The sequence below is a fragment of the Vibrio sp. M260121 genome, from assembly GCF_036533715.1.
Lineage (GTDB): Bacteria > Pseudomonadota > Gammaproteobacteria > Enterobacterales > Vibrionaceae > Vibrio.
In genome coordinates, this window is the sequence record NZ_JATABF010000046.1 from 1 (window position 1) to 16,303 (window position 16,303).

The following is a 16,303-nucleotide window of genomic DNA, read 5'->3' on the forward strand; positions in this document are numbered from 1 at the left end:
GCCAGAGTGATTATTGCCAACCGCATGAAAGCAGTGCTTACCTAAATCGATACCTAAAATGTGGATAGTAGACATATGGTTCACCTCGTTCTGATAGCCTACTCTAAGCGTAGGGCTTGAGAGTGAGGCGGACCATATAATTAGCCCCGGAAAAAACCGAGGCTTGGTAATCAAACTAGTACAAGATTAACGAGGGCAAATCTCTGACTCTGGGAAGAAAAACTCGATTTCACGAGCCGCTGATTCAGGACTGTCTGAACCATGAACAGAGTTATGACGCATGCTCAGTGCGTAATCAGCACGGATTGTACCGCATGCCGCTTCTTCTGGGTTTGTTTTGCCCATTAGCTCACGATAACGAGCGATTGCATCTTCACCTTCAAGAACCTGAACCATGATAGGGCCAGATGTCATGAACTCTTTCAGTGCAGGGAAAAAAGGTTTGCCTTCATGTTCTGCGTAAAAACCGCTCGCCTGTTCTTCTGTCAGATGAACCATTTTTGCAGCAACAATACGCAGACCCGCCTTTTCGATACGGTGGTAGATTTCACCAATCAGATTGCGTTCTACAGCGTCAGGCTTAACAATTGAAAACGTTCTTTCTAGAGCCATAAGGTTTCCTTTTTGTACTTGTAATAATAGTTTTATATGAGTGACTTGCGTCTCTCTAAGTTATACCAGTACAGACAGGGGGTCTGCACTGGTAAAAGTGTTATTTTGCGGCTTGTTCGTTCAGGAAACGAGCAAGTGTGCGTACACCCATGCCTGTCGCGCCAGCAGCCCATTTATCAGACGCTGACTTACGGTACGTGCCTGCGCAATCGAAGTGCAGCCAACCTTTCTTGTAATCTTCAACGAAGTAAGACAAGAATGCCGCAGCTGTACTTGCGCCAGGTGAGTAATCACCAGAGCTGATGTTAGATAGGTCAGCAAAGTTTGATGGCAGCATGCCACGGTGGAAATCAGCAAGAGGTAGTGGCCATAGACCTTCTTTCTCTTGGTTCGCCGCCGTTAGCGCTTGATGTGAAAGCTCATCATCAAAGCTCATTAGTGCATGGTAGTCGTTACCTAGTGCATTCTTCGCTGCGCCCGTTAAGGTTGCACAGTCAATGATAAGCTCAGGTTTTTGCTCACTTGCGTAAATAAGACCATCAGCAAGAACCAAACGACCTTCTGCGTCGGTGTTCATGATCTCAACGGTCTTACCGTTTTTGTAAGTGATGATGTCGCCAAGTTTAAGTGCACGACCAGAAACCATGTTCTCCGCACAACAAAGGATCAGCTTCACGCGCTTATTAAGACCGCGAAGGATAGCCAGACCAAGGCCGCCAGTAATCGTACCTGAACCGCCCATGTCCGCTTTCATTGCCGTCATGAAGTTTGATGGTTTAAGGCTGTAACCGCCTGAATCAAAGGTAATACCTTTACCAACAAGACACGCAAATACTGGCGCGTTTTCATCACCTGTTGGGTTGTAATCAAGTTGCAGCATCGCCGATGTGCGCTCAGAGCCACGACCTACTGCGTAAATACCTTCCCAACCTTCTGAAAGCAGATCTTTATCTTTAACGATACGAGCCGTTACTGTGCCTTGTGGTGCGATTGATTTGATGAATTCAGCCGCCATGGTTGCCAATTGACGTGGTGCCACTTCTTCGGCTGTTTTGTTGATGATATCGCGAGTAAAGTCCGTAGAGGTGATACGAGCATGAAGCTCTGTTTGGTCTTGCTCAGAAAGCGCAACCCACTCTAGCGTGCCGTGTTTTTTCGGGTTGCGGTAACCCTGGTGGAATGCCCAAACGCTCTCCAAATCCCAGTTATCACCAGCAAGTAAAATTGAACGGATTCCTTGACCATCGAGTTGACGCGCTGCACGTTGAATCGCACCAAGATCGTGACCTTCACCTAGGTGAATGGTTGTGCCATTCTCAGCGAAAGAAAGCAGTGCTTTGTCGCCCCAATGTGGTGCCGCTGGTTCTTGGCTAAGAAATACAGACATCTGTGTAGACATGGTTTCTCCTTGTCTTATAACGGCGTTGCCTACGCCTCTTCTTTTTTGATAACTAACGGATGTTAGCATTATGTAGGGTGAAAATGTCAACTTGATAAAAAAACGGACCTTAAGGTCCGCTTTTTTTAGTGAGAATTGTTAACTCTGCTGCGTTTTACCGCCGAATCGAGCATTAATCCGCTTCGTCCATCCAGCATAAGATAACCGCTTCTAGAATCTTTTCGTTACAATGGTTTGGCTCATCGTCAAACTCATCTAACTCCATGATCCATTGATGAAGATCGGTAAAACGTACTGTTTTAGGATCCAAGTCGGGAAACTTGTCACAAAGCTCAATCGCGATATCGCGAGAATCTGTCCATTTCATTGCTCGTCTTCCTTTTGCTTCACCCCTTATATTGGGGAGATAGTATTAGTGATCTTCCGACGCGTGGTTTAGCGTGTATTTTGGAATCTCAACAACCAAATCTTCATCCGCTACTTTCGCTTGGCAACCAAGACGAGACTCAGGCTCAAGACCCCATGCTTTATCTAACATGTCATCTTCTAGCTCTTCACTCTCTTCTAGCGAATCAAAACCTTCACGAATGATCACGTGGCAGGTAGTACATGCACATGACTTCTCACATGCGTGTTCAATACCAATGCCATTTTTTAGCGCTACGTCTAGAACGGTGTCACCAGTGTTTGCTTCCAACACTGCACCCTCTGGGCACAAATCTTCGTGTGGTAATACAATAATCTTAGGCATAACTACTTATCTCTTATATATCATTAACTGACTGACCTGACAGTGCAGCTCGAATCGATTTATCCATACGGCGCGACGCAAAATCTTGGCTTGCTTTGTCGGTGTCTTTGATGCCTCGCTCGATAGCGTCAGCATCTTCGCCATTGCGCAGTTCAATCAGCGCTTCAATCACTTTTAATAGTTCTTGTTTCTCTTGGTCTGATAGTAGCTCATCACCATCAGCTTGCAGTGCTGCAATCAAACCTTCAATGACACGATCCGCTTCTACGCGCTGCTCTGCCAATGCACGAGCCTGCATGTCTTCTTTCGCGTAAGTCATCGAGTCACGTAGCATATTTGCTACTTCATCATCGCTTAGACCATAAGAAGGTTTCACTTGGATTTCAGCCTGAACACCCGTGCTCTTTTCCATTGCTGTAACAGACAATAGACCGTCCGCATCCACTTGGTAAGTCACGCGAATATGCGCAGCACCTGCTGCCATTGGTGGAATGCCTTTCAATGAGAAACGAGCCAATGAGCGACAGTCGTCCACCATTTCACGCTCACCTTGTACGGTGTGTACGCTCATGGCTGTTTGGCCATCTTTGAACGTCGTAAATTCTTGTGCGCGAGCCACTGGGATCGTGGTGTTACGTGGAATGATTTTCTCAACCAAGCCGCCCATGGTTTCAATACCAAGGGACAAAGGAATTACGTCCAGAAGCAGCATTTCAGAGTCAGGCTTATTACCTGCCAAGATGTCTGCTTGGATACCCGCACCGATTGCAACTACTTCATCTGGGTTAATGCTTGTCAGTGGTGTACGGCCGAAGAATTCGCCAACCATTTCACGTACAAGCAATGTGCGTGTTGAACCGCCGACCATGACCGCTTCAAGTACATCTTCCGCATCCACATCAGCATCTTTCAGCGCACGACGGCAAGACATTAGGGTTTTCTTCACTAGCGGACGAATCAGATCTTCGAACTGTTCGCGAGTCACGGAGCCTTTCCAGCCAAATACATCCACATCAACACTGTCTTGCTCAGAGAAAGCAATCTTCGTCGCCGTTGCAATGTTCAATAATGCGCGGTTTTTCTCAGCAGAAAGCGGCGCTTCTAGTCCGGCTTGCTCCATTAGGTAATCTGCTAGTAGGTGGTCAAAATCATCACCGCCTAGTGCAGAGTCGCCACCGGTTGCTAATACTTCAAATACGCCTTTCGACAAACGTAGGATAGAGATATCGAATGTACCACCACCTAGATCGTAAACCGCAATCACGCCCTCTTGGCCAGAGTCTAGCCCGTAGGCGATCGCTGCAGCTGTCGGCTCGTTAAGCAGACGCAGCACATGAAGACCTGCCAATTTCGCTGCATCTTTTGTTCCAGCACGTTGAGCGTCATCAAAGTAAGCAGGAACAGTAATAACCACGCCAGCTAACTCACCACCTAGCGTATCTTCAGCACGTTTACCTAACGCTTTAAGAATGTCGGCAGACACTTCAATCGGGTTTTTGTCACCTTGAGCGGTTTGCAGAATTGGCAGACCGTTGTCGCTTTCTTTAAATTGGTAAGGCAAAGATGGGTAGCGAGCTTGAATGTCTTTCAATGAACGGCCGATCAGACGTTTTACCGAGATGATGGTGTTTGCTGGTTCTAGCTCTGCTTTTGCTTTGGCATCGTAACCGACTGACGCTGAATCTTGCGTGTAGTTCACTACTGACGGCAAAATGCTACGGCCTTGCTCGTCTTTCAGCGTGGTCGCGTCGCCACTGCGTACAGAAGCAACCAAAGAGTTGGTGGTACCTAAGTCGATACCCGCTGCTAACTTGTGCTCATGAGGTGCCGAGCTTTGGCCCGGTTCTGCGATTTGAAGTAGTGCCATGATGGGTCCTTGTCGCGCTAACTAGCCGAGGAGCTTGTCTTCAACCAGTTCAATTTCATTTTTTAGCTTGGCAATGAATTTGAGTTTACGAACTCGGTCAGCGGCTTCAGCCCAAAGACCTTGGTCAAGTTCTTGCTCTACACTCGCCAAATGCTGTTTGTACATTTTGCTGACCTTAGAATCGAAGTCAAAAAGCGCTGATTCAGGATCAGAGCTGTCAGCAATGTCTTCCAGTTCTTCACGCAGTTCCATTTGCTCCATTAGGAACATCGGGTCTTGCATGGTTTGTTGCTCACCACGAATTTCTGTGCCGTTTTCTGCCAGAATGTATTCAGCGCGAGAGATAGGATGCTTAAGTACTTGATACGCATCGTTGATTTGCGCTGCTTTTTGGACAGCCATCAAGCGGTCGCGCTCAGAGGCGGTCGCAAAATTGTCTGGGTGGAAGCGTTTTTGTAGTTCTCGGAACTGAGAAGAAAGAAGGCTACCATCCAGCTGAAACTGACTTGGTAGCCCAAATAATTCAAAGTGATTCATTAAGATCGGGTCCTAGTAAAGCCTTCTGGACTCGTTTGCCCAGAAGGACAGTCAATTAGACGTTGAAGCTTTCACCACAACCACATTCACTTTTTGCGTTAGGGTTGTTGAATTCAAAACCTTCATTCAACCCTTCCTTAACGTAATCCAACTCAGTACCGTCTAGGTATACCAAGCTTTTCTTATCGATGATGATTTTCACTTCAGACAGTTCAAAGACTTCGTCTTCTTCGTTTAGATCATCCACAAACTCAAGAACGTAAGCCATGCCGGAACAGCCTGTCGTCTTCACTCCAAGACGCAAACCGATACCTTTGCCTCGGTTATCTAGGAATGCTTTTACGCGACTCGCCGCTGATTCTGTCATTGTGATGGCCATACTGCACCTTAGTCTGTCTAAATTACGTTTTGGAATGGGAGCGTTTAAGGGCTCCCATTATATACGGAATAATTATTCCTGGTGTTTTTTCTTGTAGTCAGCAACCGCTGCTTTGATTGCGTCTTCCGCTAGGATTGAGCAGTGTACTTTCACTGGTGGAAGCTCTAGCTCTTCTGCAATCTCAGAGTTTTTGATAGATGCCGCTTCGTCAATAGACTTGCCTTTTACCCACTCAGTTACGAGTGAGCTTGAAGCGATTGCACTACCACAACCGTATGTTTTGAATTTCGCGTCTTCAATGATGCCTTCTGGCGTCACTTTGATTTGAAGCTTCATTACGTCACCACAAGCTGGCGCGCCAACCATGCCGCTGCCTACTGATGGGTCTTCTTTATCGAACGAACCAACGTTACGTGGGTTCTCGTAGTGATCAATTACTTTTTCGCTGTATGCCATGATAAATTACCTCGAATCCTCTATTTAGTCCGTGAGATTAATGGTGAGCCCATTCAACAGTGCTCAGATCAACCCCTTCCTTGTACATATCCCATAGAGGAGACATGTCGCGTAGCTTAGTCACTGCAACGCGGATTTGTTCAATTGCGTAATCAATTTCTGCTTCAGTCGTGAAACGACCAAATGAGAAACGTACTGAGCTGTGTGCTAATTCGTCGTCTAGGCCAAGTGCACGAAGAACGTAAGATGGCTCTAGGCTCGCTGATGTACAAGCACTACCAGAAGATACTGCTAGGTCTTTTAGTGACATCAGTAGAGATTCGCCTTCTACGAATGCAAAGCTCACGTTTAGGTTGTGAGGAACACGCTGTTCTAGGTCACCGTTTACCGTTACTGCTTCAAGATCTTTAACGCCATCTAGAAGACGGTTACGAAGTGCTAGTGCGTGATCGTAATCTTTTTGCATGTCTTCTTTTGCTACACGGAACGCTTCACCCATGCCCACGATTTGGTGAGTTGGAAGTGTACCAGAGCGGAAGCCACGCTCATGACCGCCACCGTGCATTTGTGCTTCAAGACGGATACGAGGTTTACGACGAACGTAAAGTGCGCCGATACCTTTAGGGCCGTAAGCTTTGTGCGCAGACAGTGAAATAAGGTCAACTTTCATTTCTTGAACGTCGATTGGCAGTTTACCTGCAGACTGTGCAGCATCCACATGGAACACAATCTTACGTTCGCGACATAGTTCGCCGATTGCGGTGATGTCTTGGATCACACCAATCTCGTTGTTAACGTGCATGATTGAAACTAGAACAGTGTCTTCACGCATTGCTGCTTGAAGTTTGTTTAGGTCAATCAGACCGTTTGATTCTGGCTCTAGGTAAGTCACTTCAAAGCCTTCGCGCTCTAGTTGACGACATGGGTCAAGAACGGCTTTGTGCTCTGTTTTACAAGTGATTACGTGTTTACCCTTCTTAGAGTAAAAATGAGCAGCACCTTTAATTGCAAGGTTGTCAGACTCAGTCGCACCTGATGTAAATACGATTTCGCGTGGATCTGCATTTAGAAGGTCAGCAATTTGCTCACGAGCAGTATCTACAGCTTCTTCTGCCTGCCAGCCGTAACGGTGCGAACGCGAAGCTGGGTTGCCAAATGTGCCATCCATTGTCATGTACTGAACCATTTTTTCAGCAACACGTGGATCTACTGGACATGTAGCGGAATAATCAAGATAAATCGGCAGTTTCATTCTCTACTCCAATGTAAAATGCAGACCGCTAAGAGCGGACGTTTACACCGATGGGCGCGGCGGTTGTATTTTTGTTTGATAACCCATGAGTTACCGCCAGATCAATGTCCTGACGATCAGAAATTTGTAAGACTTCGTTGTCTGTCATTAGCTCACCGAGCGTAATATTATTCAAGAAGTCACTAATGCGAGAGCTTAGGTCACGCCATAGGGTGTGAGTTAGGCAACGTGTACCGCCTTGGCAATCTCCTTTACCTTGGCATTTAGTTGCATCAACTGACTCATCAACCGCTGCGATTACTGTGCCGATCGCAATACTATGCGCCTCTGCTCCTAGGCGGTAACCACCACCTGGACCACGAACGCTGGCTACAAGACCTGCTTTACGCAGTTTTGAAAAGAGCTGCTCTAAGTAAGAGAGCGAGATACCCTGACGCTCTGAAATATCAGCTAGAGGGACTGGGTTTTGTTGCGAGTGCAGTGCCACGTCCAGCATGGCTGTCACCGCATATCTTCCTTTAGATGTAAGTTTCATTCCACACCGTATCCACATGGTTTGTAATGATTAGGATTTTTCCATACCCGACTAAAACGGTCAAGTATTTATTTGACTATTTTAGTCAGGTATTCATCCTTACACCTAAAATGGTTATTATTTGTTCAGAGTTTCTTTTCGATCGCTGTCAAAACACCACGCAGAATATTCAATTCTTGCGCCTCTGGTCGTGCACGTGAGTACAAACGACGTAGTTTGTTCATCACCTGACCTGGCTGCTCTTTGTTGATAAATTGGGTATCAATCATCACCTTTTCAAGGTGCTCAAAGAACATTTCTAGCTCTTTATGGCGTGGGTACTCTTCAGATTCACTTGGCGCGTATTGGCTTTGCTCTAGGTTAAGGTGTGCAACACGAACTTCATAGCTCAGCGTTTGTACCGCCATCGCTAAGTTGAGTGAACTGTATTCAGGATTAGCTGGAATGCAAACGTGGTAATGACACTTCTGCAGTTCGTCATTAGTCAGGCCTGTTCTCTCACGGCCGAAGACTAGTGCAACAGGGTGTTTTTGGCCTTCAACAGCAAATTTCTCACCACATTCGCGTGGCTCAAGCATTGGCCATTCAAGTGTGCGTGAACGAGCACTAGAACCGACGACAAGACCACAGTCTTCAATGGCTTCCTCTAGCGTACTTACGACTGTTGCGTTTTGAGCAATATCACCAGCACCAGCGGCAAGAGCAAGAGTTTGGTCATCCACTTCACATTGCGGATCCACCAATACAAGTTGGCTTAAACCCATGACTTTCATTGCTCGTGCAGCCGAGCCAATGTTGCCTGAATGAGAAGTCCCGACGAGTACGATTTTTACTTGATCCAACATCTGTGTTTGCTACCTGAATTAAAACCGAGGGATATTATCATAATTTTCTAATACACCCTAGAGCGAAGCAGGTTTCTATTCGCATTCTCATCAATTGTTTTCCTCTCTATAGAGAGAGCTATCACACCCCCCTTTCTCTAACGAGCAAAAAATAACCACTTCCCTTTTGCTTTGACTCTGGTATACTCGCCGCCGCTTTAAATTGTTCTTTAACATCCGTTGGGAAATTCGTATGCATCCAATGCTAAACATTGCTATTCGCGCTGCGCGAAAGGCAGGCAATCACATTGCTAAATCATTAGAAAACACAGATAAAATTGAATCTACGCTAAAAGGCACTAATGACTTTGTTACTAATGTAGACAAAGAAGCAGAAGCTATCATCATCGATACTATCAAGCACTCTTACCCAGAGCACTGCATCGTTGCTGAAGAAGCTGGTCTTATCGAAGGTAAAGATAAAGACGTACAATGGATCATCGACCCAATGGATGGCACTAATAACTTTGTAAAAGGTTACCCTACTTTCGCAGTATCTATCGCGGTTCGCTTCAAAGGTAAAACTGAAGTGGCTTGTGTATACGATCCAATGCAAAACGAGCTATTCACTGCACAACGTGGTGCTGGCGCTCAGCTAAACAACGCTCGTATCCGTGTTACTCAACTTAAAGACCTACACGGTACGGTTCTAGCGACTGGTTTCCCATTCAAACAGAAGCAACACTCTGAGTCTTACATTAAGATCGTAGGTTCTCTATTCACTGAGTGTGCTGACTTCCGTCGTAGCGGTTGTTCTGCTCTTGACCTATGTTACGTGGCTGCTGGCCGTGTAGATGGTTACTTTGAGCTAGGCCTAAAACCTTGGCAAATGGCTGCTGGTGAGCTTATCGCTCGTGAAGCTGGCGCAATCCTAACTGACTTCGCTGGCGGTACTGAGTACATGAAGTCTGGTAACATTGTTGCTTCTAGCGCTCGTGGCGTGAAATCTATCCTTAAGCACGTTCGCGAAAACGGCAACAGCGCGATCCTTAAGTAAGATTCTCAAGTCATACTAAGCCCGTCACGCTGATGACTTTTGAATAGCCCCGCTCATTGAGCGGGGCTTTTTTATATCGAACAATCTGCCTGTTTATAGAAACGGTCGTAGTCAGGTAAGTGGTCTATTTTTACGTGCTTAACCTTCCATACTTGTTCTTTCATTAGAAACTGCAACGAAACCGTGACTGGCTGGTATACATCACCAAAGCCGTTTACGGAAAGACACCCAACGCCTCCATCCTGACTGTATGCTTCAAAGTAAGACAGCTCCGTAACCAAACTTGATGGGATGGCTGATAAAAATGGGAATTGATGACCAAATTTTATTGGATGAGACTGAATTTCTCGTTTTTCTTTGGCAGAAAGACTAGCTCTGCAACCACCTTCAACACCTCGGCATATTGCATCTGATACAAGTCGTTTCTAATCGTTAGGTAGGTATCATAAAGCTGCCCGGAAACAGCAGGTGCATTCATGGTAACCAAGCAGAAAGAAAACAATCCGGACTTAACCATCATTTTTACATCGAGCTTTTGGAAGCCCAACTCTCCTATTGGCCTTGAAATAAAGCAACATAGCGATTCCTATTTCATCGTTCAAAATGGGTCACCAGAGCCTCGAAACAGTTCAAAGAAAATTGAAAGGCAGAATTTTGGATACAAAAAAACCGCTGACTGCTCAGCGGTTTTTGTTTGCGGTTCTAAATCTGCCTTATGGCATCTCGTCGAACTCTGCACCTTCTTTTTCTACTTGAGGTGGCATCAAGTGCTCTTTCTGGATACCCAGTTTCAGCGCTAGTGCTGATGCTACGTAGATAGAAGAGTAAGTACCTACCGTGATACCAAGTAGAAGTGCGGTTGCGAAGCCGTGAATCATCGCACCACCTTGCATGAACAGGGCAATTACTACGAACAAGGTTGTACCCGACGTAATCAATGTACGGCTCAATGTTTGAGTGATTGACGCATCCATGATGTCTGAAGGTTCGCCCTTACGCATCTTACGGAAGTTTTCACGAATCCGGTCGAATACAACGATGGTATCGTTGAGCGAGTAACCGACTACCGTTAGTAGCGCCGCTACGATGGTAAGGTCAACTTCGATTTGTAGGAACGAGAACACACCCAGCGTGATGATGATATCGTGTGCCAGTGCCATTACCGCACCAGCCGCTAGACGCCATTCAAATCGCATCGATACGTAGATCAGGATACAGATCAGCGACACAAGGATCGCTAGACCACCCGCTTCTGTCAGCTCATCGCCAACATTTGGACCTACAAACTCGATACGACGCATTTCTACGCTTTCACCCGTACCTTCTTTGATAGCACCAATGATTTGGTTACCTAGTGTTTCACCAGACATATCGTCACGAGGGCGAAGACGAACCATTACATCGCGAGCACTACCAAAGTTTTGTACTGTCGCATCACCGAAGCCTTTTGAATCTAGCGCTGCACGAATCTCTTCAAGGTTTGCTGGTTGTTGAAAACCTACCTCGATGAGCGTACCACCAGTAAAGTCTAGACCCCAGTTCAACCATTTGGTTGATAGCGTGAAGATAGAAGCAGCGATCATAAAGATAGAGAATACGAACGCGACTTTCGACCAACGCATAAAGCCGATCGTGTTTTCTGCTTTTAGAATTTGAAACATATTAATTCCCAGCCTTAGATCGACAATTTATCAACGCGTTTGCCACCGTAAATCAGGTTCACGATACAACGTGTACCTACAATAGCGGTGAACATTGAAGTTAAGATACCGATAGATAGTGTTACTGCGAAGCCTTTCACCGCACCTGTACCCACTGCAAATAGAATGATCGCAGTGATAAGCGTTGTGATGTTCGCATCGGCAATAGTACTGAATGCGTTTGCGTAACCTTGGTGAATCGCTTGCTGAGGACTGCGTCCATCTCGAAGCTCTTCACGGATACGCTCAAATATCAATACGTTCGCATCGACCGCCATACCGACGGTTAATACGATACCGGCAATACCTGGCAGCGTCATGGTGGCACCCGGAATCATCGACATAACACCAATGATAAGAACCAAGTTTGCCATCAACGCAATGTTAGCAATCAGACCGAAGCCACGGTAGTAAAGCAGCGTAAACAGCATTACCGCAACCATACCCCAGATACATGCTTGGATACCCATATCGATGTTTTGCTGACCCATTGATGGACCAATAGTACGTTCTTCAACGATAGAGATCGGTGCGATTAGAGCACCAGCACGTAGTAGAAGTGCTAAGTTGTGTGCTTCTGCTGCAGAGTCGATACCAGTGATACGGAAGTTACGACCAAGAGCCGATTGAATCGTTGCTTGGTTGATGACTTCTTCGTGCTTATCAAGGATAACTTTGCCTTCTGGCGTACGACGACCACTGTCTTTGTATTCTGCAAACACGGTAGCCATTAGCTTACCGATGTTCTTCTTAGAGAACGCAGACATCTTGTTACCACCTTCGCTGTCTAGCGAGATGTTAACTTGTGGGCGACCGTATTCATCAACACTTGAACTTGCATCCGTAATGCTTTGACCACCAAGAATAACGCGCTTCTTAAGCACAACTGGGCGACCATCACGGTCCATCTTGATTTCGCTACCTGCTGGCGCACGGCCATTTGCCGCCGCTGATAGGTCAGCTTTATCATCAACTTCGCGGAACTCTAGTGTTGCCGTAGCACCTAGAATTTCCTTCGCACGAGCGGTGTCTTGAACACCAGGCAGCTCAACTACGATGCGGCTAGCACCTTGACGTTGAACCAGTGGCTCAGCAACACCCAGTTCGTTAACACGGTTACGAAGAATCGTGATGTTTTGTTCAACTGCGTAGTTACGTATCTCTTGTAAACGTTGCTCGGTAAAGGTGGCAATCAACGCGTAACGACCATTAGAATCAGAGTCGACAAAGTTCATGTCTGGGTGATTCTTTTCTAGCGTTGCTTTCGCTTCCGCTAGCTGCTCCTCATTACGTAGCAATACTTCCACACCTTCTGTACCAGAAGGACGGATTGCACGGTAACGAATCTTAGCTTCACGAAGTTCGCTACGGAAAGCTTCTTCTTGCTGACCAACCAGCTTCTCCATCGCCGCGTCCATGTCAACTTCCATTAGGAAGTGAACACCACCACGTAGGTCAAGACCCAGCTTAAGTGGCGACGCACCGATTGCTTCTAGCCAATCTGGCGTAGATGGAGCAAGGTTTAGTGCAACAATTTTATCTTTGCCAAGCGCTTCGCTGATGATATCGCGGGCACTGATTTGAGTGTCAGTGTCATTGAAACGAACAAGGATTGATCCATTCTCGAGAGCAATGGATTTATGAGAGAGATGCTCTTTATCAAGAGCTTTGGTGACAGCATCCAGCGTTGACATATCTACAGAGGCGCCACGCGCCCCTGTAACTTGAATAGCCGGATCTTCACCGTAGATATTTGGAAGTGCGTATAACGCAGCGGTGATGATGGCAAAAAATACCATCAAGTACTTCCATAATGGATAACGGTTTAGCACAGCGAGGATCCTTTAGCTGTTTTATAGAGACTTCAGCGTACCTTTTGGTAGCACTGCAGTTACGAAGTCTTTCTTGATTACAACTTCATTGTTTGCGTTTAGCTCAATTGAAATGAAATCGTTGTCTTCAGCAATCTTAGTGATTTTACCCACTAGGCCGCCGCTTGTTAGAACTTCATCGCCTTTGCCCATAGAAGACATTAGGTTCTTGTGTTCTTTAACACGCTTAGATTGTGGACGGTAGATCATGAAGTAGAAGATCACCGCGAACATGCCTAGCATGATTAGCATTTCAAAACCGCCGCCTGCTGGTGCGCCTTCTGCTGCTGCGTGAGCTTGAGAAATAAACATTAAAACATCCTCATTATATTTTATTGATAATCCAACAAGTTGGGCTTTCGTAATTTAGATTCAAGTTTGAGATTAAGTAATAGAGATCACCTTCTCAAAAATAACGTACGTTAGCCTACTTTATTAGCAAAAGCCTCTGGCAACATGCCAAAGGCTTTAATTCTTTTAATCTGTTAATTACTGCTCTTTTACTAGTGGTGGTACTTCACGACCACGACGCTCATAGAACTCAGTAACGAACTCATCGAAACGATCTTCATCAATCGCCTTACGAATGCTTTCCATCAGACGCTGGTAGTAGCGTAGGTTATGGATAGTGTTCAGACGAGCACCTAGGATTTCGTTACAACGCTCTAGGTGGTGAAGGTACGATTTGCTGTAGTGCTGACAAGTGTAACAGTCACAGTGCGGATCTAGCGGAGTTGTATCCGTTTTATGTTTCGCATTACGGATCTTGATCACACCACCAGTCACAAATAGGTGACCATTACGCGCGTTACGCGTTGGCATTACACAGTCAAACATGTCGATACCACGACGAACACCTTCAACCAAATCTTCCGGTTTGCCTACGCCCATTAGGTAACGAGGCTTGTCTTCTGGAAGCTGTGGACACGTGTGCTCAAGGATACGGTGCATGTCTTCTTTCGGTTCGCCTACTGCAAGACCACCAACCGCGTAACCATCAAAACCGATTTCCGTCAGGCCTTTGATAGACACATCACGCAGATCTTCGTAAACACCACCTTGAACGATACCAAATAGGTTGTTCGGGTTTTCTAGCTTATCGAAGTGGTCACGTGAGCGCTGTGCCCAACGTAGTGACATTTCCATCGATTTTTTCGCTTCGTTGTGTGTCGCTGGGTATGGCGTACACTCGTCGAAGATCATTACGATGTCAGAACCTAGGTCTTTTTGGATTTCCATCGACTTTTCAGCGTCCATGAAAATCTTGTCGCCGTTTACAGGGCTACGGAAGTGAACACCTTTCTCAGTGATCTTACGCATTTTACCTAGGCTGAATACTTGGAAGCCGCCTGAATCAGTAAGAATAGGACCGTGCCAGTTCATGAAATCGTGCAGGTCACCGTGCATTTTCATCACTTCTTGACCAGGACGTAACCATAGGTGGAAAGTGTTGCCTAGCAGGATTTCTGCACCCGTGCCTTTTACTTCTTCCGGAGTCATGCCTTTAACCGTACCGTAAGTACCTACTGGCATGAATGCTGGAGTTTGAACAGTGCCACGTTCGAAGGTCAATTGACCACGACGCGCATTGCCGTTTTTCTTTTTAAGATCGAATGATAATTTCACGATGCCTCCGAGTGTCAGAGAAACAGTCTGACTATGTATCTTGGGGTTTCCCCCACTTTAAGGAGCGGTCGCCTTCCGTGCGAGAGACAAAGCAGAGGTTCTGCTCTGTTTCCTAGCCTACTGCTAGCACTCGTAAATCGTTAGCTTTCTAACCCCTCCTAACCGACCCCGTCACAAGGAAGAGGGCTAGAGAGGGCTTAAAACATTATGCTGTCTTCTTTTTAATAAACATTGAGTCACCGTACGAGAAGAAACGGTATTTGTTTTCCACCGCGTGCTTGTAAGCATTCATGGTGTTCTCGTAACCAGCAAACGCGCTCACCAACATAATTAACGTTGATTCTGGTAAGTGGAAGTTGGTGATCAAGCAATCCACCAGCTGGTACTCGTAACCAGGGTAGATAAAGATTTCCGTATCACCAAAGAATGGAACCAATTCTGTCCCTTTCTTCAACGCGTCTTGCGCTGCACTTTCTAGTGAACGCACTGACGTAGTACCCACAGCGACGATACGGCCGCCGCGCGCTTTGGTTGCGTTAATCGCATCCACTACGTCTTGCGGAACTTCTACGTATTCTGCGTGCATATGGTGATCGTTGATGTCATCCACTTTAACTGGCTGGAACGTACCTGCACCTACGTGCAGAGTAACGTACGCAAACTCAGCGCCTTTCGCTTTGATTTTCTCAAGCAGAACATCATCAAAGTGAAGACCCGCCGTCGGTGCTGCAACCGCACCTGGCTTTTGGTTATAAACCGTTTGGTAACGCTCTTTATCCGCGTCTTCATCTGGGCGGTCGATGTATGGAGGAAGTGGCATGTGACCGATTTCTTCCAGAATCTCGAGTACCGTCTTATCAGAGTTAAATTTCAGTTCAAACAGTGCATCATGACGAGCGACCATTTGCGCTGAGTATTCATCGTTTTCACCAACCAAGATCGTTGTGCCTGGTTTTGGCGATTTAGAGCAACGAACGTGTGCCAGGATGCTTTTCTCATCGAGCATACGCTCCACCAGCACTTCTAGCTTGCCGCCTGACTCTTTGCGACCAAACAAACGCGCAGGAATAACGCGAGTATTGTTGAAAACCACTAGGTCACCGGCTTGAACTTGCTCCAGCACATCGGTAAACGTGCCATCAATAAGTTCACCAGTATTGCCGTCCATTTGCAGCAGTCGGCTAGCGGTACGCTCTGGTTGAGGGTAGCGAGCGATGAGTTCATCTGGAAGGTCGAAATGGAAATCTGATACTTGCATGTTACTTGTCTTATCTATTGGTCAAATCACGTCAAAGACGACGATAAAATTGCGACGAGTTTTTCGCAGCAGACTAGTATATGTTTACATGCTGCAATAGCAAGCAAATCCCCTTAGATTGACTGTAAAAGCTTTCACTAAGAGTGTAATAAAACGTGAAAGGTGCAGGATAAGCACAC

Annotated in this window: 17 protein-coding genes; 1 reads left to right on the top strand and 16 read right to left on the bottom strand. The window is 46.3% G+C overall.

Annotated features, from left to right (window positions below):
* Window positions 1-186: 186 nt before the first annotated feature.
* The 11 genes from ndk to trmJ all read right to left on the bottom strand — a co-directional run bounded on the left by ndk (window position 187) and on the right by trmJ (window position 8,633).
* On the bottom strand, window positions 187-612 hold the full coding sequence (gene ndk, locus QTO06_RS20695) for a nucleoside-diphosphate kinase (protein ID WP_005532589.1): 426 nt from the start codon (window positions 610-612) through the stop codon (window positions 187-189).
* Window positions 613-712: 100 nt separating this feature from the next.
* Window positions 713-2,011 carry an aminopeptidase PepB gene (gene pepB / locus QTO06_RS20700; RefSeq protein ID WP_331409627.1) on the bottom strand — a complete coding sequence of 433 codons (1,299 nt, stop codon included), beginning with the start codon at window positions 2,009-2,011 and terminating at the stop codon, window positions 713-715.
* Between the two features lie 172 nt (window positions 2,012-2,183).
* Window positions 2,184-2,378, bottom strand: coding sequence for a Fe-S cluster assembly protein IscX (gene iscX, locus QTO06_RS20705; protein ID WP_005424887.1), 195 nt, complete (start codon window positions 2,376-2,378; stop codon window positions 2,184-2,186).
* 45 nt (window positions 2,379-2,423) lie between these two features.
* A complete protein-coding gene (gene fdx / locus QTO06_RS20710; RefSeq protein ID WP_005424889.1) occupies window positions 2,424-2,762 on the bottom strand; it encodes an ISC system 2Fe-2S type ferredoxin in 339 nt (112 codons plus the stop codon).
* A 13-nt stretch (window positions 2,763-2,775) separates the two neighbouring features.
* Window positions 2,776-4,629, bottom strand: a complete 1,854-nt coding sequence (gene hscA, locus QTO06_RS20715; protein WP_331409630.1) for a Fe-S protein assembly chaperone HscA — start codon at window positions 4,627-4,629, stop codon at window positions 2,776-2,778.
* Window positions 4,630-4,650: 21 nt separating this feature from the next.
* A complete protein-coding gene (hscB, locus tag QTO06_RS20720) occupies window positions 4,651-5,166 on the bottom strand; it encodes a co-chaperone HscB (RefSeq protein ID WP_005424897.1) in 516 nt (171 codons plus the stop codon).
* 55 nt (window positions 5,167-5,221) lie between these two features.
* Window positions 5,222-5,545, bottom strand: a complete 324-nt coding sequence (gene iscA, locus QTO06_RS20725) for an iron-sulfur cluster assembly protein IscA (protein ID WP_005440317.1) — start codon at window positions 5,543-5,545, stop codon at window positions 5,222-5,224.
* Window positions 5,546-5,617: 72 nt separating this feature from the next.
* Window positions 5,618-6,001 (bottom strand): Fe-S cluster assembly scaffold IscU, encoded by a 384-nt coding sequence (gene iscU, locus QTO06_RS20730; protein WP_005424883.1) that lies wholly within the window; start codon window positions 5,999-6,001, stop codon window positions 5,618-5,620.
* 37 nt (window positions 6,002-6,038) lie between these two features.
* Window positions 6,039-7,253, bottom strand: a complete 1,215-nt coding sequence (locus tag QTO06_RS20735; RefSeq protein ID WP_009705575.1) for an IscS subfamily cysteine desulfurase — start codon at window positions 7,251-7,253, stop codon at window positions 6,039-6,041.
* 28 nt (window positions 7,254-7,281) lie between these two features.
* Complete coding sequence (gene iscR, locus QTO06_RS20740; RefSeq protein ID WP_027726597.1) at window positions 7,282-7,788, bottom strand: Fe-S cluster assembly transcriptional regulator IscR; 507 nt, start codon at window positions 7,786-7,788, stop codon at window positions 7,282-7,284.
* Between the two features lie 125 nt (window positions 7,789-7,913).
* Window positions 7,914-8,633, bottom strand: coding sequence for a tRNA (cytosine(32)/uridine(32)-2'-O)-methyltransferase TrmJ (gene trmJ, locus QTO06_RS20745; protein WP_038890721.1), 720 nt, complete (start codon window positions 8,631-8,633; stop codon window positions 7,914-7,916).
* Window positions 8,634-8,865: 232 nt separating this feature from the next.
* Between trmJ and suhB the strand changes: the two genes are divergently transcribed.
* A complete protein-coding gene (gene suhB / locus QTO06_RS20750) occupies window positions 8,866-9,669 on the top strand; it encodes an inositol-1-monophosphatase (RefSeq protein ID WP_005424885.1) in 804 nt (267 codons plus the stop codon).
* A gap of 713 nt (window positions 9,670-10,382) precedes the next feature.
* Here suhB and secF read toward each other — a convergent pair.
* The 5 genes from secF to queA all read right to left on the bottom strand — a co-directional run bounded on the left by secF (window position 10,383) and on the right by queA (window position 16,124).
* A complete protein-coding gene (gene secF, locus QTO06_RS20755) occupies window positions 10,383-11,330 on the bottom strand; it encodes a protein translocase subunit SecF (protein WP_038890720.1) in 948 nt (315 codons plus the stop codon).
* A 14-nt stretch (window positions 11,331-11,344) separates the two neighbouring features.
* Window positions 11,345-13,201, bottom strand: coding sequence for a protein translocase subunit SecD (secD, locus tag QTO06_RS20760; RefSeq protein ID WP_005447728.1), 1,857 nt, complete (start codon window positions 13,199-13,201; stop codon window positions 11,345-11,347).
* A 21-nt stretch (window positions 13,202-13,222) separates the two neighbouring features.
* Window positions 13,223-13,552 (bottom strand): preprotein translocase subunit YajC, encoded by a 330-nt coding sequence (yajC, locus tag QTO06_RS20765; protein WP_005424903.1) that lies wholly within the window; start codon window positions 13,550-13,552, stop codon window positions 13,223-13,225.
* A gap of 177 nt (window positions 13,553-13,729) precedes the next feature.
* Complete coding sequence (gene tgt / locus QTO06_RS20770; protein ID WP_331409633.1) at window positions 13,730-14,866, bottom strand: tRNA guanosine(34) transglycosylase Tgt; 1,137 nt, start codon at window positions 14,864-14,866, stop codon at window positions 13,730-13,732.
* Between the two features lie 205 nt (window positions 14,867-15,071).
* Window positions 15,072-16,124 (bottom strand): tRNA preQ1(34) S-adenosylmethionine ribosyltransferase-isomerase QueA, encoded by a 1,053-nt coding sequence (queA, locus tag QTO06_RS20775; protein WP_005424901.1) that lies wholly within the window; start codon window positions 16,122-16,124, stop codon window positions 15,072-15,074.
* Between the last annotated feature and the right edge of the window lie 179 nt (window positions 16,125-16,303).